Origin of the sequence: uncultured Thomasclavelia sp., assembly GCF_944324745.1 — a bacterium.
Lineage (GTDB): Bacteria > Bacillota_I > Bacilli_A > Erysipelotrichales > Coprobacillaceae > Thomasclavelia.
In genome coordinates this window covers 1-19,859 of record NZ_CALUXO010000048.1, presented here as the reverse complement: position 1 = coordinate 19,859, position 19,859 = coordinate 1, and the positions used below count along the sequence as shown (strand labels likewise).

The window sequence follows — 19,859 nt, the reverse complement described above, 5'->3', positions numbered from 1 at the left end:
GAACTTAAATACTTTCGTTAAGAGTTGACGAAAGTTTGAGGGGTGATGCTGTGACTAAAGTAACGGAATTAAAAGACGAAAATATTCATCGGGTTCGTAAATGTTTTTATGATGGTAAAATTTGGACTAAAAATGAGTTGGCGAAGCAAGCCAATCTATCATTAGCAGCGACTACTAATGTTTTACAATGGCTGTTAAAAAATGGTGAAATTAAATTGACAGGTCAAGCTAAATCGACTGGTGGTCGTAAATCTAAACAGTACAGTTTAAATGTTGATTTTAAACATCTTGGTTTGATAGTTTTAAAACGAGATCAGGCAAATTATTATTTTAAAATAAAAAGTGTTGATTTATTAGGGAAAAAGGTTTTTGAAAATACAGTTGAAAGTCAAGATGGTAGTTTAGATGATTTGTGTAAAGCAATCGATTATTTAATTGATCATGATCTAAAAATTACTACTCTGGTTATTAGTCTTCCAGGTGTTAGTAACGAAGGGAAAATCGATATTTGTGATTTTGAATTATTAGCTAATCTTGATTTAAAACAAGTTTTAGATAATAAATATCATTTAGCGGTAATCATTGAAAATGATGTTAATGTAGCCGGAATTGGATTTAGTCAAAGTTATCCTGATTGTGATTATTTAGCATATATGTATCAGCCCCGAATAAAATATATTGGTTGTAGTATGATGATCAATCATCAATTATGTAAAGGGTTTTCTAATTTTGCCGGTGAACTAAGATATTTGCCTTTTTTAAGCCATGAACAACAAGATCGATTGTTGCAACAAAATCCTAAAGAATTGTTGATTAAACAATTAGTTAGTTTATGTTGTGTAATTAATCCCGAGATAGTGGGAATCAGTAGTGATGTTATTACTGATTTAGACAATTTTAATTTAGATCTTTATTTATCAAAAGAACACCAGCCACAAATTATTTTCGTTAAAAAAATTGATGAGTTGATTTATCGGGGCTTATATGTACTTGGAAGTGAGCTTATTTTAAAGAGATTAAGAAATGGAGAAGAGTAATGGAAAAATATATTGATTTACATATGCATTCAAAATATAGTGACGATGGTGAGTTTACACCAACTCAATTAGTAGAAATGTGTCATCAAGCAGGAATCAGGATCATGGCTATCGCTGATCATAATAGTGTAAAAGCAATTGATGAAGCTAAAGAAATGGCTAAAAAATATGATATTAAATATATTAGTGCCACAGAAATTGATTGTACTTATAACGGAATTAATTTACATGTCTTAGGTTATGGAATTGATTATCATCATGATGATTTTAAAGCTTTGGAACAAAATGTTTTAGATCAGGAGTTAAAATGTTCTAAAGAAAAAATTGCATTGACAAATAAGTTAGGTTTTGATGTTGATGTAGAAGCTTTAGATAAATTAACTGATAATGGGGTTTATACTGGTGAAATGTTTGGCGAAGTTTTATTAAACGATCAGCGTTATCTAGATCATCCTTTGTTAAAACCTTATCGTGAAGGTGGCAGTCGCAGTGATAACCCATATGTTAATTTTTATTGGGATTATTATGCTCAAGGAAAACCATGTTATACTAAAATAGTTTATCCAAGTTTGAAAGAAACCATTGATTTAATCAAAAAACATGGTGGAACAGTGGTATTGGCCCATCCAGGAAATAACTTGAAAGGAAATTTTGAAGTTTTCGATGAGATGGTTGCTTTAGGGGTTGAAGGAGTCGAAGCGTTCAGTAATTATCATAGTAAAGAAACAGTAGAATATTTTTATAACGCTGGTAAAAAACATCATATTTTAATTACTTGTGGCAGTGATTTTCATGGAAAAACTAAACCAGCGATTGAATTAGGAGAATGTCGTTGTACTATTGATGAAAGTGCGATTGAAAAGCAATTGCAGGACTATAAATTGATTTAATTTTGGAAGAAAAAATAGCTAAAAAAATTGACTGTTTTTTCTTAATTAAAAAATAACGAAATTGTTCTTTAATTAATACAATGTATGTGTTATAATCGTGGCGAAAATAAAGAAGGGTTGTAAGATGGATATACGAAAGAAAAAGACTATTATTAGTTTTGGGGCCGTTATTATATCAGCGCTAGTTATGGCATTTGCAACTAAAAACTTAGTACGACCTGCAGGAACAATATCTGGTGGTTTTATGGGGATTGCCTTAATGGCAGACATGATAGCCGAATTGTTAGGTGGTAGTTTACCAACATCGATTGGTCTGTTGTGTTTAAATATTCCAGTAGCATTGTTCTGTGCTAAAAAGATTTCGACAAGATTTGTTTTCTTTTCATTATTACAAGTTGGTTTGACATCGTTCTTTTTAGCGTTGATGCCACGAGTTGAATTGTTTGATGACACGATTTTAAATGTAATATTTGGTGGTTTCCTTTTTGGTAGCAGTATTGCCATTGCCTTAAAAGGAAATGCTTCAAGTGGTGGAACCGATTTTATCGCTTTATATGTTTCTAATAAAAGCGGTCGTGAAATCTGGGATCAGGTTTTTGTTTTTAATGCCTGTATGTTAATTATCTTCGGTTTTATCTTTAGTTTTGAAGCTGCTGGGTATTCAATTTTATTCCAGTTTATTTCAACTAAAACGGTATCAACATTCCATACTCGTTATAAGAGAGTTATGTTGCATATCTACACCAAACATAAAGATGAAATTATTGATGCTTATTGCAAAAAGTTCCATCATGGAATTACCGCATTAGATGGCATTGGTGGTTATTCAAAAACACCAGTATCTTTACTTACAGCAATCGTTTCTAGTTATGAAGTTGATGATGTTATATTTGCGATGAAAGAAATTGACCCTCAAGTTATTATTAATGTATCGAAATCAGAAAAATATGTTGGACGTTTTTATAACGCACCACTTTAAAAAAACAAAGCAAGCTTACTATGTATTTCAATAGTAAGCTTTTTTAATAATATTTATTATTAATTGGATAGATAAGTGCATAAAAGCCACCATCAAAACTATAGGCCTGATAGCCCAAATTGTTTAGTTGTCTGGCTAGTTCTTTTGATCTTTGACCGCTATAACAGATCAGATAAATTGGAATGTCTTTTGAAAGTTTCGGTAAAGATTGACTAAAGTTGTTGTAAGGAATATTGACGAATTTTTTTACATGCAGTTGGTTATATTGACTGGGCTCTCTTAAATCGATGAATTGATAATCGTGTTGCAATAATTCTCTTAATGAATCTACGCTAACTAATTGATAATTTTTCATATTTTCCCTCCATTATAATGTATGAAACTAATTGAAAACAATGCCTAAGAATGGTATAATTCAGCCATGGAGGAGTGTTGAATATGGATAAAAAAACAATCAAAGATATCGAAGTCACTGGTAAAGTTGTTTTATGCCGTGTTGACTTCAACGTACCAAGAGACAAAAAAACTGGAGAAATTACTAATGATAATCGTGTAGTTGCTGCATTGCCTACTATTAATTATCTATTAGAACATAATCCTAAATGTATCGTATTATTTTCACACTTAGGAAAGGTTAAAACAGAAGAAGACAAAGCTAAAAACGATATGGCAGTTGTTGCTCCTTGCTTAGAAAAACATTTAGGAAAACCTGTTACTTTCGTTAATGCTACAAGAGGACCTGTATTAGAAGATGCAATTAAAAATGCAGAACCTGGATCAGTAATCTTAGTTCAAAATACTCGTTATGAACCAGGTGAATCTAAAAATGATCCTGAACTTGGAAAATACTGGGCATCTTTAGGTGATGTATTTGTTGAAGATGCATTCGGTTCTGTACACAGAGCTCATGCTTCTACAGCTGGAATCCCTGCTCATTTACCAAGTGCTGCTGGTTTCTTAGTTGAAAAAGAAATTGCTTATATTGGAAAAGCAGTTAACGATCCTGAAAGACCAATGGTTGCTATTTTAGGTGGAGCTAAAGTTTCTGATAAGATCTTAGTTATCGAAAACTTATTAAAAATCGCTGATAAAGTTATCGTTGGTGGTGGAATGAGTTATACATTCGCTGCTGCTCAAGGATATAAAGTTGGAAACTCTTTAGTTGAAGAAGATCGTATCCAAGTAGCTAAAGATATTTTAGAAAAAGCTGGAGACAAATTATTATTACCAGTTGATTCAGTAATTAATAATGCTTTTGCAGCTGAAGGTGATATTAAAGTTGTTGAAGGAGATATCCCTGATGTATATATGGGATTAGATATTGGACCTAAATCAGTTGAAAATATTAAAGCAGCTTTACAAGGTGCTAAAACAGTTATCTGGAATGGACCAATGGGTGTATTCGAAATGGAACCATTTGCTAAAGGAACAATCGAAGTATGTGAAGCTTTAGCTAACTTAGACGGTGCTAACACTATTATCGGTGGTGGAGACAGTGCTGCTGCAGTAATGCAACTTGGATATGCTGATAAAGTTTCTCATATCTCTACTGGTGGAGGAGCTTCATTAGAATACATGGAAGGTAAAGTTCTTCCTGGTATTGCTGCAATTGATGATAAATAATAAGGGGAAATAATAATGAGAAAACCAATTATTGTAGGAAACTGGAAAATGAATAAAACAATCGCTGAAACTAAAGCGTTTGTTGAAGCAGTAGATGGTAAAGTTAGCGATAGTGCTGATTGGGGAATTGCTACTCCATATTTAGCTTTACAAACTGCTAAAGCAGAAGCTAAAAACTTATTAGTTGCTGCTGAAAACTGTCACTTTAAAGACAGTGGTGCATATACTGGTGAAGTTAGTGTTGAAATGTTAAAAGAAATCGGAGTTGAATGGGTAATTCTTGGACACTCTGAAAGAAGACAGTATTTCGGTGAAACTGATGAAACAGTTAATGCTAAAATGCTTCAAGTATTAAAAAATGATATGACTCCAATCGTATGCGTTGGTGAAACTTTAGAAGAATATGAAGCAGGAACTACTAAAGATGTAGTTAAAAAACAAACAGTTGCTGCATTTAAAGATGTATGTCCAAAATGTGCTGCTCGTTCAGTAATCGCTTATGAACCAGTTTGGGCTATTGGAACTGGAAAAACAGCTACTAACGAAATTGCACAAGATGTTTGTGCTTATATCCGTAGTGTAATTGCTGATTTATATGATCAAGAAGTTGCTGATGCAATCAGAATTCAATATGGTGGATCAGTAAAACCTGAAGGATTAAAAACATTACTAGAACAACCTGATATTGATGGTGCTTTAGTAGGTGGTGCTTCATTACAACCTGATTCATATATTGCTATGATTGAAAATTTAGGTTAATCATTTAAGAAGGCTTTATGAGCCTTCTTTTTGTATTTGAACGGTTTAGTTGTTAAAGAGCTGGTTATAATAAATATTGAAAATATTAAAGCATATTAGTAACTATTACTATTTATATGTGCTATAATATGGTTGCAAGGGATAAATAAACTTAATAAGGAGGTTTTTTAAATGAAACTATTGAAATGTCCAATCTGTGGCAATGTTGTTGAAATGGTTGAAGATCATGGTGTGCCATTGATGTGCTGTGGTAAACCAATGGAAGTTGTCGAAGCTGGTGTAGTTGATGCAGCAGTGGAAAAACATGTTCCAGTAGTTACTGTTGAAGGTGATTATTTAACAGCTACAGTCGGTGAAGTGTTACATCCAATGACACCAGAACACTTAATTTCAAATGTTTGGGTTGAATTTGCTGATGGTAGTATGATGAAAACTACATTAACAGCTGATGATCAACCAATTGCAAAATTTAATATCGCTGGAAAAAGCGGAAAAGCTACAGTTTATGAATATTGTAATCTTCATGGATTGTGGAAGAAAGAAGTTGAGTTATAAACCTCCAAAAAAACTTGGAGGTTTTTTCATGCTTTGTTTTATTGACAATCTCCAATAGATAAAGTATTATATTGATAATAAAATATTATCAATATAATAAATTTGGGGGATTTGTATGGAAGGTTTAATAAAACATGAAAAGAGTATCAATGAACTTTTGAAACGATATGGGGTTAAGTTTGGAATTTATAAAAATAATGAATTCCATGAAAACTTTTTTCCTTTTGATACCTTGCCTAGAATCATTGAAACTAAAGAATTCGCTTATCTAGAAAAAGGACTAATTCAACGGGTAAACAGTTTAAATATGTTTTTAAAAGATATTTATACTAAACAACAGATTGTCAAGGATGGAATTATTCCTGAAGAGTTTATTTATATTTCTAAAGGATATTTTCATGAATGTTATAACGTGGTACCACCTAAAGAAATTTATAGTCATATTTCTGGGATTGATTTAGTTCAAGCAAAAGATCATGAGTGGTATGTACTTGAAGATAATTTACGGATACCATCAGGGGCCAGTTATCCAATGATTGCTAGAGAATTAACTAGAAGGGCCTCTCCAATGACCTTTATCAACAACTCGATTGTTGATAATCGTGGTTATGGTCAGATGCTAAAAGAGGTAATGGATTATGTTAATTGTGATGGAATCAATGTTATTTTAACACCGGGTAGATATAATTCGGCTTATTTTGAACATTCATTTTTAGCAGAAAAAACTGGGGCAATATTGGCGACACCACAAGAGCTGGTGGTTGAAAACAATTTATTATTTTATAAAAATCATGTTGGTTTAAAAATTAAAGTTGGATCATTGTATCGGAGAATTTCTGATGAATATCTTGATCCAATGACCTTTTTACCAGAGTCAGTAATTGGAATTCCTAATTTGATGGCAGTTTATCGTTCTAATAATGTAGCGATTATCAATGCCCCAGGAAATGGAGTAGCAGATGATAAAGGAATTTATTATTTTGTACCTAAAATGATCGAATATTATTTACACGAACAACCGATTTTAAAAAATGCACCTACATATTTACCATATTTTAAAGAAGATTTGGAGTACGTTATCAACAATTTAGATAAGTTAGTTATTAAAGATGTTTCAGAAGCTGGTGGTTATGGAGTAGTTTTTGGGGCCAATTTAAATCAAGAAGAACTGGCAAAACTAAAACAATTAATTATTGATCAGCCACGACGCTGGATAGGTCAGGAAGTAATTGATTTTATCGATTTACCAGTTAATGAAAATGGTGAAAAAGTGATGCGTAAAGCTGATCTCCGTGCTTTTGTTTTATCAGGGGAAAAAACAAAAGTTTGGCCTAGTGGTTTAACACGGTATGCTCGTAATGAAGGTTCGTTTGTGGTTAATTCATCGCAAGGAGGAGGGTTTAAAGATACATGGGTGCTTTCACGATAGAAAAGGCTAATAATTTATATTGGTTAGGACGTTATATTGAAAGAGTTTTTATTTCTATTACTGCTTATCAGGATATTTTTGATCGAATGATCGATGGTGATCAAAATGCCTATCATACTTTTTGTAAACAACTGGATATCGATGATTTTTATTTTAACGATGCCCATTTTATTACTTCATATTTATATGATCAAGAAAATCCCGATTCAATTGTTTCTAATTTACTTAGAGCTTATGATAATGCGGTTGTTTTACGAGAAGAAATTACCTCAGCAACATTATCATATATTCAATTAGCTAGTAATGTTTTTGAAAAGATGGAATTTTCAGAAGCACCGGTTTTACAGCTACAACGAATCAAAGATGATATTTTTGCTTTTTGGGGCAGCGTTGATGAAACAGTTGATGAGATAGAAAAGAATATTATTAAATGTGGTAAATATGTTGAACAGGTAGATATGTATTTTCGATTGGGCTATGATCAAAACAAATTAGAAAAAAGCATTTCACAATTGAATTATAGAATTTTAAGGTTAGAGAAAGTTTTTGAATTAGAAAAAACAAATCAATTACTAATTGAGAAAACAGCAAATTATCTAGATTTTGTCAATAAATTAAACAATTTAAATTCTTTATTTACGGTACAAGACTATTAAACGTTTAAGTTTTGAATATGAAATGAATCTAGAGTTTGATGGTTTTGTCTCAGAGCAACAGTTTCAATTACGCTGTGTTCCTAAAGATGGAACTTATCAGCAAGTTGAATCAGTTGCCTATTCGATTACTCCAACCGATCATATATCCTGGATAATTGATGGATTTGGCAATCTTGTTTATGTTGGGAGTGCTTTAACTAAACATAACAAATTTCGCTTTTATGTTCGTGGGGTAGTAATGACTAGCTCTACGCCTCTTAAAAATTGGGATTATTTTCATCCGGTATATAAATACGAGACTCCTCTTACTAAACCAGATGATGCAATTAAGGCTTTTGGTGATGAAGTAGTGCTGACGAATAATCGCGATTATGCGATTGATTTAATGCATCGTATTTTTAATCTGATGACCTATCAACCAGGAAGTACTACAGTTTACACAAATGCCAGGGAAGCTTTTAAGCAGAAAAAGGGAGTTTGCCAGGACTATGCTCATATTATGTTAAGTGTATTAAAGTATAAAAAAATCCCGGCACGATATGCAGTTGGAATGATGGTAGGCGAAGGAGCTACTCATGCCTGGGTTGAAGTTTTTGATCAAGGGTTTTGGTTTGGTTTGGATCCAACTAATAACCGTCTAGTTGATGATAATTATTTTAAATTAGCTCATGGTCGAGATTATAATGATTGTATTATTGATAAAGGAATGTTTATTGGAAATTGTAATCAAAAGCAAACTGTATCGGTAAAAGTAATTGAGTTAAAGTAGCAGGTTTATTGCCTGCTTTTTTGATTGGAAAGATAATTTTAAAAAAAATTAAAAAAAGTGTTGCATTTATCGAAGAATAATGTATAATCCTTAGTTGACGCAGTATGTGTTATTATGCGTGGAAGGACTATGTCCATTTGACCACAGCACGGACAAATTTATATATAGGAGGAATGTCGCGTGAGTAAAAAAGTTGTAAGAGTCATGAAGATTCAGTTTCCAGCAGGTGGAGCTAAACCAGGTCCAGCTTTAGCCGGAGCCGGAATTCAAATGCCTAAATTCTGTAATGCATTTAATGACCAAACAAAAGATCGTAAAGGTGAAACAGTACCAGTTGTTTTAACTATTTACGAAGATAAAGATTTTGATTTTGTATTAAAAACTGCACCAGCAGCTGAAATGATTAAAAAAGCTTGCGGAATCCAAAAAGGTTCAAGCAATGCCGGGACTACTAAAGTTGCTACATTATCAGCAGATAAATTAAAAGAAATCGCTGAATACAAAATGCCAGATCTTAACGCTAACGATTTAGAATCAGCAATGAGAATCATCGCTGGAACTGCTCGTAACATGGGCGTTGAAGTTGAAGGTATGTAATTTAAGATTAAAGAATATTAATCGTCATTTGTGGAAGGGTTATTCCGTTAGACCACTAAGGAGGAAAAATAAATAATGGCAAAGAAAAGTAAAAGATATCAAGAAGCTGCTAAGTTAATTGAAAAAGGAAAAGCATATTCAATTGAAGAAGCAGTTGATTTAGTTAAAAAGACAAGTACAGTAAAATTTGATGCAGCTGTTGATGTTGCATTCAAATTAGGGGTAGATCCTCGTCAAGCTAACCAACAATTACGTGGAGCTTTAGTTTTACCAAATGGTACTGGAAAATCTAAAAAAGTTTTAGTTGTAACTGAAGGTGCCAAAGCTCAAGAAGCTAAAGATGCTGGAGCTGATGTAGTTGGTGGTAAAGAAATTTTAGAAGACATCAAAAAAGGATGGCTTGATTTTGAAGTAATGATTGCTACTCCTGATATGATGGCTGAATTAGGGAAATTAGGACGTATTTTAGGTCCTAAAGGATTAATGCCTAACCCTAAAACTGGAACAGTAACACAAGATGTAGCTAAAGCAGTTAAAGAAACAAAAGCTGGTAAAGTTACATATCGTACTGATAAAGAAGGAAATGTCCATATGACAATTGGACGTGTCTCATTTGATGCTGAAAAATTAGTAGAAAACTTTAATGCGGTTTATGATTTATTAGTAAAAATCAAACCATCTACTTCAAAAGGTGTTTATATGAAAAACATCGCTTTAACATCAACAATGGGACCAAGTATTAAAGTGGCTGCTAAATAGTTAGCAAAAATTAAATAGGCGCAATCAATATACCCAAGACAGTAACTGGGAAACCTTAATTTGTTACCGAGGTGTTAAAAAGATATATTACTAGTATATTGGCTTAACTCTCGTTAATGACGGGAGTTTTAGTTTGAGTATATTGTTGCATATAAATTAAAAAAAATAGCAGGAGGTGTAACAATGTCAACAGAAGCAATCAAAGCAAAAAGTAGTTTAGTTGAAGAAATTAATGCTAAATTACAAGCAGCTCAATCAGCAGTCGTAGTTGAATATCGTGGTTTATCAGTTGCTGAAATGACTGAATTACGTAAAAACTTAAAAGCTGAAGATAGCGAATTAAAAGTATACAAAAACTCTTTAGTTCGTAGAGCTACTGTAGATACAGCTTATGAAGGACTAAATGATCAGTTAACTGGACCAAACGCACTTGCATTTGGAAACAGTGATGCTGTAGCTCCAGCAAGAGTTATCGCTAAATTTGCTAAAGAACACGAAGCTTTAGTAATTAAAGGCGCTGTAGTTGAAGGTAAATTATTAACTCTTGATGAAGTTAAAGAAATTTCTACATTACCTAATCGTGAAGGTATGTACTCTATGTTACTTGCTATGTTAAAAGAACCAGTAGCAAAAGTGGCAAGAGTAATTCAAGCTGTTGCTGATGCTAGAGGTGAAAATACTGAAGCTAGCGAAAGCACAGAAGAAACAAAAGAAGAAACAACAACAGAAGCTGCATAGTCAGCTCAAGATAAAACGGAGGAAAATTAAAGATGGCAAAATTAACACATGAAGATATTTTAGCTTACTTAGAAGAAGCTACAATCTTAGAATTAAATGATTTAGTAAAAGCAATTGAAGAAAAATTTGATGTAACTGCTGCTGCACCTGTAGCTGTAGCTGCTGCAACTGAAGAAGCTTCTGCTGAACCAGCTAATGTTACTGTAACATTAACTGCTCCAGGTGGAACTAAAGTTGCTGTTATCAAAGCAGTAAGAGAAATCACTGGACTTGGATTAGTAGATGCTAAAGGTTTAGTAGACAAAGCACCTTCAGTAATCAAAGAAAACATCCCTGCTGCTGAAGGACAAGAAATTAAAGAAAAATTAGAAGCTGCTGGAGCAACTGTAGAAGTTAAATAATTTAACTGAATAAAAAAGAGCCCGATGGGCTCTTTTTGTTAATCAAGATGAAACATTATTATACTGATAATCAAGAACTAGTTAGTGATCCAGAGCAGTTTGTTTTTCACTATCGTGATCGAGATCTTTATTTTACTAGTGATAATGGGGTCTTTTCTAAAAAAATGATCGATTATGGTTCTAGAGTATTGTTAGATGCAATTGAGCTTGATGAAACTAAACATAGTTTATTGGATGTTGGCTGTGGTTATGGAACGTTTGGAATTTCATTGAAGAAAATTTATCCATTTTTGGATGTTGATATGGTAGATGTCAATGGTCGAGCGATTGAATTAGCTAAAGCTAATGCCAAGACTAATCAAATTGAGGCTAATGTTTTTAGTAGTGATGTTTATCAAAATGTAACTAAAAAGTATGATGTAATCGTAACTAATCCACCTATTCGAGCTGGAAAAAGTGTTGTAACTAAAATATTGGTTGAAGCCAAAGATCATTTGAATTTAAATGGTGAACTCTGGGTTGTGATTCAAAAGAAGCAGGGAGCTCCTTCGGCAAAGAAGAATATTGAAACAGTTTTTGGCAATGTTGCAATTGTAAAACGGGATAAAGGTTATTATATTTTAAAAGCTATTAACAAATAGATGATAATTTGTCAATAGTTTTTTTATTTTTTTTAGAAAAATTATTGACTTTAAAAAGTCCATATGATAGACTTGTAAAATGCCTATTAGTGTTTATAATAAAGAGTTTTTATGCACTCAAAAACATTCTGATAGAGAAATATAAAGGGGTGGAGTTAATACGTGGAAAACAAAGTAACTAAAGCAAAAAGTAAAATTACTCGTCGTAATTATTCAAGAATTAGTGGATCATTAGAACTTCCTAATCTTGTTGAAATTCAAACAAATTCATACAAGTGGTTTAAGGAAGTTGGTATTAAAGAAGTATTTGAAGATATCTACCCAATCACTAATTTTAATGAAACTTTGTCATTAGAATTTGTCGATTGTACTTTTGATGAGGCAAAGTACTCAGTTGAAGAAAGTAAAGATCGTGATGCTAACTATGCAGCGCCAATTAGAGCATCACTCAGATTAATTAATTCTAGCACTGGTGAAATAAAAGAGCAAGAAGTTTTTATGGGAGATTTCCCTTTAATGACAGATTCTGGTACTTTTATTATCAATGGTGCAGAACGTGTTATCGTATCACAATTAGTACGTTCACCAGGTGCCTATTTTGCCGATGTATTAGATAAAAGCGGTAAAACAGTATTTAGTGGTAGTATCATCCCTTCTAGAGGAACTTGGTTAGAGTTCGAAACTGATGCAAAAGATAACTTAAATGTCAGAATCGACCGTAATCGTAAGATGCCAGGTACAGTATTACTTAGAGCTCTTGGGCTTTCAAGTGATGAAGATATTATCGATGTATTCGGTGAACATGAATATATTACAAATACGCTTGCAAAAGACAATACAACAAATACTGAAGAAGCTTTAATTGAAATTTACAACAAATTAAGACCAGGAGAACCAGCAACACTTGAGGGAGCTAATAACCTTTTATACACTCGTTTCTTTGATTGTAAAAGATATGATTTAGCTAAAGCTGGACGGTTTAAATTTGGTAAAAAGTTAAGTTTATTAGATCGAATTGCAGGACGTGTTTTAGCTGAAGATTTAATTGATGTCGATGGAAATGTTGTTTACCCAGAAGGAACAACAATTACTCAAGAAGTAATTGATCGGATCAAACCAGTTTTAGAAGCTGGGGCTCATACACGTAAATTAACTACCAATCCACGACTAGAATCAAATGATGTCATCCAAGTATTGGATGTTTATGTAGATGAAACAAAATCTAAAAAAATGCGAGTTATTGGAACTGATTTATCGTTAAAGAGTAAATTCGTAACTATTTCTGATATGATTGCGGCTTATTCTTATATGTTTAATTTAGTAGATATTTATAATTCGTTAGATTTAACAGCTGAAGACCGTGTTAATTTAATGGCAAGAATTGGATTATTAGACGATATCGATCACTTAGGAAATCGTCGTGTTCGTTCAGTTGGTGAATTAATTCAAAATCAATTTAGAATTGGTTTATCAAGAATGGAACGTGTAGTTAAAGAAAGAATGTCATTGTCTGAAGTAGATTCAATTACACCACAATCTTTAACAAATATTCGGCCACTTACAGCTGCAATTAAAGAATTTTTCTCATCTTCACAGTTATCACAATTCATGGATCAAATTAATCCATTAGCTGAGCTTACAAATAAACGTCGTTTGTCAGCACTTGGTCCAGGTGGTTTAAGTCGTGATCGGGCTGGTTATGAAGTACGTGACGTGCATGCTTCTCACTATGGAAGAATTTGTCCAATTGAAACTCCTGAAGGACCAAACATCGGGTTGATTTCAACTTTAGCATCTTATGCTAAAATTAATGAATATGGTTTTATTGAGACACCATATCGTAAAGTAAATAACTGCGTAATTGACGAAAATGACGTTCGTTATCTAACAGCAGATGAAGAAAAGAACTATGTAATTGCTCAAGCAAATGTTCAAACAGATGACAATGGTACGATTCTTGATGAACAAGTAATTGCCCGTCATTTAGGTGAGAACATTATGGCTAAACGTGAAGAAGTTGATTTTATCGACATCTCACCAAAACAAATCGTTTCGGTAGCAACTTCATGTATTCCATTCTTGGAAAACGATGATGCTACTCGTGCCTTGATGGGAGCCAACATGCAACGTCAGGCAGTACCTTTATTAAATCCACACACACCATTTGTTGGTACTGGAATGGAATATCAGGCTGCTCGTGACTCAGGTGCCGCTGTCGTTTCACGCGTTGACGGTGTTGTTAAATATGTTGACGCTAAAAAGATTATTATTGAAGATGAAGAAGCAGTTGAACATCGTTATCGTTTAGCTAAATTCAAGATTTCTAATAACGGTACTTGTATTAATCAAAAACCAATTGTAAAAACTGGTGAACAAATCGTTAAAGGTCAAATTATTGCTGATGGACCTGCTATGGAACAAGGTGAATTAGCACTAGGACAAAACGTTTTAGTTGGATTCATGGAATGGAACGGATATAACTACGAAGATGCCGTTATTATGTCAGAAAGATTAGTTAAAGATGATGTTTATACATCAATTCATATTGATGAATATTCAATTGAATGTCGTGATACTAAATTAGGACCAGAAGAAATTACAAGAGATATCCCAAATGTTGGTGATGAAGCTCGTAAAAACTTAAATAGTGATGGTATTATCATGATTGGAGCTGAAGTTAAAGAAGGAGACATCCTAGTAGGTAAAGTTACGCCAAAAGGGCAAGCTGAATTATCAGCTGAAGAAAAACTATTACTGGCAATCTTTGGTGAAAAATCACGTGAAGTAAAAGATAATTCATTACGTGTTCCTCATGGTGGGGCTGGTATCGTTCATGATATTAAAGTATTTGAAAGAAAAAACGGTGATGAATTACAACCAGGTGTAAATAAGGTTGTTAAAGTATATATTGTTCAAAAGAGAAAGATTTCTGAAGGGGATAAAATGGCTGGGCGTCATGGTAATAAAGGGGTTATCTCTAAAATCTTACCAATTGAAGATATGCCACATCTAGAAGATGGAACACCTTTAGATATCATGTTAAACCCATTAGGGGTACCATCTCGTATGAACATTGGACAAGTATTGGAATTGCATCTAGGATATGCAGCTAAACAACTTGGATTATATATCGCTACTCCAGCTTTTGATGGGTTACATCCTAAAGATCTAGAAGATATTATGGCAGAAGCCGGAATGTCAAAAGATGGAAAGCAACCAGTTATCTCTGGACAAACAGGTGAGTATTATGATAACAAGATTTCAGTTGGAATCATGTATATGATCAAATTAGCCCACATGGTTGATGATAAATTACATGCTCGTTCTGTCGGTCCATACTCATTAGTTACTCAACAGCCATTAGGAGGTAAAGCTCAAAATGGTGGACAAAGATTTGGGGAAATGGAAGTTTGGGCTCTTGAAGCTTATGGTGCTGCTTATACTTTAAGAGAAATCTTAACAGTTAAGTCAGATGATGTTGTTGGTCGTGTTAAAACTTACGAAGCAATCGTTAAAGGACAACCACTTCCAGAACCAGGATTACCTGAATCATTTAGAGTATTGAAAAAGGAATTACAAGCATTAGCTTTAGATGTCCGTTTATTAGATGAAAATGATAATGAAGTAGATATGCGTAATATTGAAGAAGAGGAACATCGTTTCCCACGTAGTATCGACAAAGATGAAGTAATTGATACAGCAAAACCATCAACTAAAGATGATATCAGCGAAGAAATTGCTGAAGATGATTTGGAAGTTAATGGTGCTGAAGATGATGATAGTGATGTTATTGAAAATATAGAAGATATTGATGAAGACTTTGATGAAAGTGAATCATTATAGGAGGAAAAAAGATGGCAACTACAAATAATTTCTCAGCAATTCAAATTGGCTTAGCATCCCCTGAAAAGATTCGCGAATGGTCTTATGGTGAAGTAAAGAAACCAGAAACCATCAACTATCGTTCTCAAAAACCAGAGAAGGATGGATTATTCTGTGAAAGAATTTTCGGTCCTTCTAAGGACTGGGAATGTAGCTGTGGAAAATACAAAAAAGTACGTTATAAAGGTGTTGTATGTGATCGTTGCGGTGTTGAGGTTACTAAATCAGCAGTTAGACGTGAAAGAATGGGGCATATTGAATTAGCTACTCCAATTGCTCATATTTGGTATTTAAAAGGTATTCCATCAAGAATGGGATTAATCTTGGATATGTCACCAAAACAACTAGAAGAGATTATCTATTTCGTTTCTTATGTTGTAATTGATAAAGGAAGTACACCTTTAGAGTATAAACAAGTATTGTCAGAAAGAGACTATCGTAAATGTTTTGAACAATTTGGACATACATTTGAAGCCCAAATTGGCGCTGAAGCAATTCAAACATTGTTAAAACAAGTAGATCTTGAAGCTGAATTTAATAAAGTAAGCAAAGAATTAAAAGAAGCTCAAGGGCAAAAGAGATCTAAGTTATTAAAACGATTAGAAGCAATTAATGCTTTTAGAACTTCTGATAATCAACCTGAATGGATGATTTTAGAAGCATTACCAGTTATTCCACCTGATTTAAGACCAATGTTACAATTGGATGGTGGTAGATTCGCAACTTCAGATTTAAATGATTTATATCGTCGTGTTATTACTCGTAATAACCGTTTAAAGAAATTATTAGAATTAGGAACTCCATCAATTATCGTTCAAAACGAAAAGAGAATGTTACAAGAAGCAGTTGATGCTTTAATTGATAATGGAAGACGTTCAAAACCAATTACTGGTGCTGGAGGACGGGCTTTAAAATCATTAAGTCATACTCTTAAAGGTAAACAAGGACGTTTCCGTCAAAACTTATTAGGTAAACGTGTTGACTATTCTGGACGTTCTGTAATTGCCGTAGGACCTGATTTGAAAATGTATCAATGTGGTATCCCACGTGAAATGGCTTTAAACTTGTTTAAACCATTTGTAATTAATGGTTTAGTTCGTGATGAACTAGCAACAAATATTAAAGCAGCTGAAAGATTAATTGACAAAATGGATGACCGAATTTGGCCAATTGTTGAAGAAGTAATCCAACAACATCCAGTTTTATTAAACCGGGCGCCAACATTACACCGTTTAGGTATTCAAGCATTCGAACCTAAATTAGTAGAAGGTCGTGCAATTCGTTTGCATCCGTTGGTTACACCAGCTTTCAATGCCGATTTCGATGGTGACCAAATGGCGGTACACGTTCCATTAGGTGAAGAAGCAATTCAAGAAGCTCGTCAATTAATGTTAGGTTCTAACAATATCTTAGGACCAAAAGATGGTAAACCAATCGTAACCCCTTCTCAGGACATGGTATTAGGAAATTATTACTTAACTCTTGAAGATGAAGGCGGAATTGGTGAAGGAACTGTCTTTGCAGATCGTAATGAAGTTGATCATGCATATTTTGCTAAAACAGTTGATTTACACACTCGTGTTGCAATTAAAGCTGGTTCTTTAAAGAATAAAACATTTACTAAAGAACAAAATGAGTGCTATTTAATTACAACTGTTGGTAAGATTTTCTTTAATGATATCTTTGATGGAAAATTCCCATTCATTAATGATCCAAGTGATGAAAACTTAACAGCAACACCTGATAAGTATTTTGTCCCTATGGGAACAAACATCAAAGAACATATTAAGAATCAAGAAATTATAAAACCATTGAATAAAAAATCACTTGGTAAAATTATCGATGAAGTGTTCAAACACGAAGCGATGTCTGATACAAGTTTAATGCTTGATAAATTGAAAGACCAAGGATTCTATTATTCAACAATTGCTGGTACTACCGTATCTGTATACGATATCCAAGTACCTGAAGCTAAGTATTCAATTTTTGATGAAGCTGATGCTAAACTAGAACAAATTAATAAATTCTATAACAAAGGTAAATTAACAGCATCAGAAAGACATCAAAACGTTATTAAATTATGGACAGATGTAAAAGACGAAGTTCAAGAAGTCGTTCGTCAAGAGTTCGAAGCTGATAGCCGTAACCCTATCTTCATCATGTCTGATTCTGGAGCCCGTGGATCACTTTCAAACTTTACCCAATTAGTAGGTATGCGTGGTTTGATGTCAAATCCAAAAGGGGAAACAATCGAGTTACCAATTAAATCTTCATTTAGAGAAGGTTTAACAGCGTCAGAATTCTTTATTTCTACCCATGGTGCTCGTAAAGGATCTACAGATACTGCCTTAAAGACAGCCGATTCAGGTTATCTGACAAGACGTTTAGTAGATGTAGCTCAAGAAGTTATTATTTCTGAAGATGACTGTGGAACTGATCGTGGTTTTGTAGTTACTGAATTATATAATAACGAAGATCAATCAGTTATCGTACCACTTCGAGATCGTTTAATTGGACGTTTTGCTCAAAAAGATGTCATTGATCCCGAAACTAAACGGGTAATTGTACCTGGTGGTGAAATGATCGATGAAACTACAGCTGATGAAATTGTAAATGCTGGAATCAAAGAAGTTGAAATTCGTTCAGTTTTAGGATGTATTGCCGAAGGCGGTATTTGTCGTAAATGTTATGGTCGTAACTTAGCAACTGGTAGCGTTGTTGAGTTAGGAGAAGCAGTAGGTATCATGGCTGCTCAATCAATCGGTGAACCTGGTACTCAGTTAACAATGCGTACTTTCCATGATGGTGGAGTTGCCGGTGGAGCTGATATCACTCAAGGGTTACCTCGTATCCAAGAGTTATTTGAAGCCAGAAATCCAAAAGCTAAATCAATTATTAGTGAAATCGAAGGTGAGGTTACTAATTTAATTGATAATAATGGAAGAATTGAAGTTGTTATTACAAATGATTTAGAAACTCGTAGTTATTTAGCTCCTTACGGCGCTAAAATCCAAGTAGAAATTGGTGATAAAGTTAATATTGGTGATAAAGTTACTGCCGGATCTATTGATCCAAAAGAATTATTGTCAGTAGCTGATGTTGAAGCCGTTGAAAATTATATTATCAAAGAAGCACAACAAGTATATCGTATCCAAGGTATCGAAATTTCTGATAAACATATTGAAATTATCGTAAAACAAATGTTACGGAAAATGAAAATTATCGAAGGTGGCGAAACTGGTTGTCTACCTGGTACAAATATTAATATTAATGCCTTTACAAAACTTAATAAAGAAGTTCTTAAAGCTGGTAAACATCCAGCCGTTGCTCGACCAGTTTTATTAGGTATTACTAAAGCTTCATTGGAAACTGAATCTTTCTTATCAGCAGCTTCATTCCAGGAAACTACTAAGATTTTAACTGATGCAGCTATTAAAGGTAAAAAAGATCATTTAAAAGGATTAAAGGAAAATGTTTTAATTGGAAAACTGATCCCAGCTGGAACAGGAATCCGTGGACCATTAAAATCACCTGAAACTTTAGCTAAAGAAGCTGAAGAAGCTATGAAAGCTAATCAAGAAACATTTGATGATACAATTGAAGCTGAACATGAAAGTAATGATCAGCCAATTGATCAAGTCGGATAAAAATATACATGAGATACTCTTAAGTTAAGAGTATCTCTTTATTTAAATATAAAAGTTATTATTGTGATAGTTTTCTAAAAAGTTAATTACTTAATAAGGACAAAAAAAGATGAAAAAATCAAAATTTTCTAAAAAAATGATTGACATATTTTCATAAATATTTTAATATATCATAGGTGCCTGCAAGAAGGCGCATTGTTTATTGAAAAAAATGAAACACCCGGGATTGTGTGTTAAAAAAATTAAGAAAGGAGAACATGAATGCCTACTATTAACCAATTAGTTAGACAGGGTCGTACTGACAAAACTACAAAATCAAAATCACCAGCGTTAAACAGAGGTTATAACTCATTGGCAAAAAGACCAACAGTTACTAATTCACCTCAAAAACGTGGGGTTTGTACACGTGTTGCTACTATGACACCTAAGAAACCTAACTCAGCATTACGTAAATATGCCCGTGTTAGATTATCTAATGGTATGGAAGTAACTGCATA

17 protein-coding genes, 1 pseudogene and 1 other annotated feature are annotated in these 19,859 nt (G+C 33.4%); of the genes and pseudogenes, 17 read left to right on the top strand and 1 reads right to left on the bottom strand.

Going from position 1 to position 19,859, the window contains the following annotated elements; genetic code table 11:
* The first annotated feature begins 50 nt into the window (after positions 1–50).
* From Q0K54_RS05750 to Q0K54_RS05740, 3 genes are all read left to right on the top strand, one after another.
* Positions 51–1,037 carry an ROK family protein gene (locus tag Q0K54_RS05750; protein ID WP_294578945.1) on the top strand — a complete coding sequence of 329 codons (987 nt, stop codon included), beginning with the start codon at positions 51–53 and terminating at the stop codon, positions 1,035–1,037.
* Positions 1,037–1,927, top strand: coding sequence for a PHP domain-containing protein (locus Q0K54_RS05745; RefSeq protein WP_294578943.1), 891 nt, complete (start codon positions 1,037–1,039; stop codon positions 1,925–1,927). Before Q0K54_RS05750 ends, Q0K54_RS05745 begins: the two co-directional genes overlap by 1 nt.
* 124 nt (positions 1,928–2,051) lie before the next feature.
* Positions 2,052–2,906 (top strand): YitT family protein, encoded by an 855-nt coding sequence (locus tag Q0K54_RS05740; protein ID WP_294578940.1) that lies wholly within the window; start codon positions 2,052–2,054, stop codon positions 2,904–2,906.
* Positions 2,907–2,949: 43 nt separating this feature from the next.
* On the opposite strand, the gene Q0K54_RS05735 is transcribed toward Q0K54_RS05740, so the two are convergent.
* Positions 2,950–3,261 (bottom strand): rhodanese-like domain-containing protein, encoded by a 312-nt coding sequence (locus Q0K54_RS05735; RefSeq protein ID WP_294578937.1) that lies wholly within the window; start codon positions 3,259–3,261, stop codon positions 2,950–2,952.
* An 83-nt stretch (positions 3,262–3,344) separates the two neighbouring features.
* Here Q0K54_RS05735 and pgk point away from each other — a divergent pair, with 83 nt between their 5' ends.
* The 14 genes and pseudogenes from pgk to Q0K54_RS05665 all read left to right on the top strand — a co-directional run.
* Positions 3,345–4,529 carry a phosphoglycerate kinase gene (gene pgk / locus Q0K54_RS05730; protein WP_294578936.1) on the top strand — a complete coding sequence of 395 codons (1,185 nt, stop codon included), beginning with the start codon at positions 3,345–3,347 and terminating at the stop codon, positions 4,527–4,529.
* A gap of 15 nt (positions 4,530–4,544) precedes the next feature.
* Entirely contained in the window at positions 4,545–5,288 is a 744-nt protein-coding gene (gene tpiA, locus Q0K54_RS05725; RefSeq protein ID WP_294578933.1) for a triose-phosphate isomerase, read from the top strand.
* A gap of 171 nt (positions 5,289–5,459) precedes the next feature.
* Complete coding sequence (locus tag Q0K54_RS05720; protein WP_294578931.1) at positions 5,460–5,843, top strand: desulfoferrodoxin family protein; 384 nt, start codon at positions 5,460–5,462, stop codon at positions 5,841–5,843.
* Between the two features lie 115 nt (positions 5,844–5,958).
* A complete protein-coding gene (locus tag Q0K54_RS05715; RefSeq protein WP_294578928.1) occupies positions 5,959–7,272 on the top strand; it encodes a circularly permuted type 2 ATP-grasp protein in 1,314 nt (437 codons plus the stop codon).
* Positions 7,254–7,928, top strand: a complete 675-nt coding sequence (locus tag Q0K54_RS05710) for an alpha-E domain-containing protein (protein ID WP_294578925.1) — start codon at positions 7,254–7,256, stop codon at positions 7,926–7,928. The genes Q0K54_RS05715 and Q0K54_RS05710 overlap by 19 nt, the downstream gene beginning before the upstream one ends.
* Positions 7,929–7,950: 22 nt before the next feature.
* Positions 7,951–8,697, top strand: a complete 747-nt coding sequence (locus Q0K54_RS05705; protein ID WP_294578923.1) for a transglutaminase family protein — start codon at positions 7,951–7,953, stop codon at positions 8,695–8,697.
* A 180-nt stretch (positions 8,698–8,877) separates the two neighbouring features.
* Entirely contained in the window at positions 8,878–9,294 is a 417-nt protein-coding gene (gene rplK / locus Q0K54_RS05700) for a 50S ribosomal protein L11 (RefSeq protein ID WP_294578920.1), read from the top strand.
* Between the two features lie 75 nt (positions 9,295–9,369).
* Positions 9,370–10,053, top strand: coding sequence for a 50S ribosomal protein L1 (gene rplA, locus Q0K54_RS05695; RefSeq protein WP_294578917.1), 684 nt, complete (start codon positions 9,370–9,372; stop codon positions 10,051–10,053).
* A 14-nt stretch (positions 10,054–10,067) separates the two neighbouring features.
* Positions 10,068–10,194: a sequence feature (ribosomal protein L10 leader region), on the top strand.
* A gap of 42 nt (positions 10,195–10,236) precedes the next feature.
* The gene (rplJ, locus tag Q0K54_RS05690; protein ID WP_294578914.1) at positions 10,237–10,791 is read left to right on the top strand and encodes a 50S ribosomal protein L10; all 555 of its coding nucleotides are present in this window, start codon (positions 10,237–10,239) and stop codon (positions 10,789–10,791) included.
* 32 nt (positions 10,792–10,823) lie between these two features.
* On the top strand, positions 10,824–11,192 hold the full coding sequence (gene rplL / locus Q0K54_RS05685) for a 50S ribosomal protein L7/L12 (RefSeq protein WP_294578912.1): 369 nt from the start codon (positions 10,824–10,826) through the stop codon (positions 11,190–11,192).
* A 47-nt stretch (positions 11,193–11,239) separates the two neighbouring features.
* Complete coding sequence (locus tag Q0K54_RS05680) at positions 11,240–11,833, top strand: class I SAM-dependent methyltransferase (RefSeq protein WP_294578910.1); 594 nt, start codon at positions 11,240–11,242, stop codon at positions 11,831–11,833.
* Between the two features lie 162 nt (positions 11,834–11,995).
* Positions 11,996–15,676 (top strand): DNA-directed RNA polymerase subunit beta, encoded by a 3,681-nt coding sequence (gene rpoB, locus Q0K54_RS05675; protein WP_294578907.1) that lies wholly within the window; start codon positions 11,996–11,998, stop codon positions 15,674–15,676.
* Positions 15,677–15,687: 11 nt separating this feature from the next.
* A complete protein-coding gene (gene rpoC, locus Q0K54_RS05670; protein WP_294578905.1) occupies positions 15,688–19,362 on the top strand; it encodes a DNA-directed RNA polymerase subunit beta' in 3,675 nt (1,224 codons plus the stop codon).
* 261 nt (positions 19,363–19,623) lie between these two features.
* Positions 19,624–19,859, top strand: a pseudogene (locus tag Q0K54_RS05665) (30S ribosomal protein S12); the annotation flags it as partial.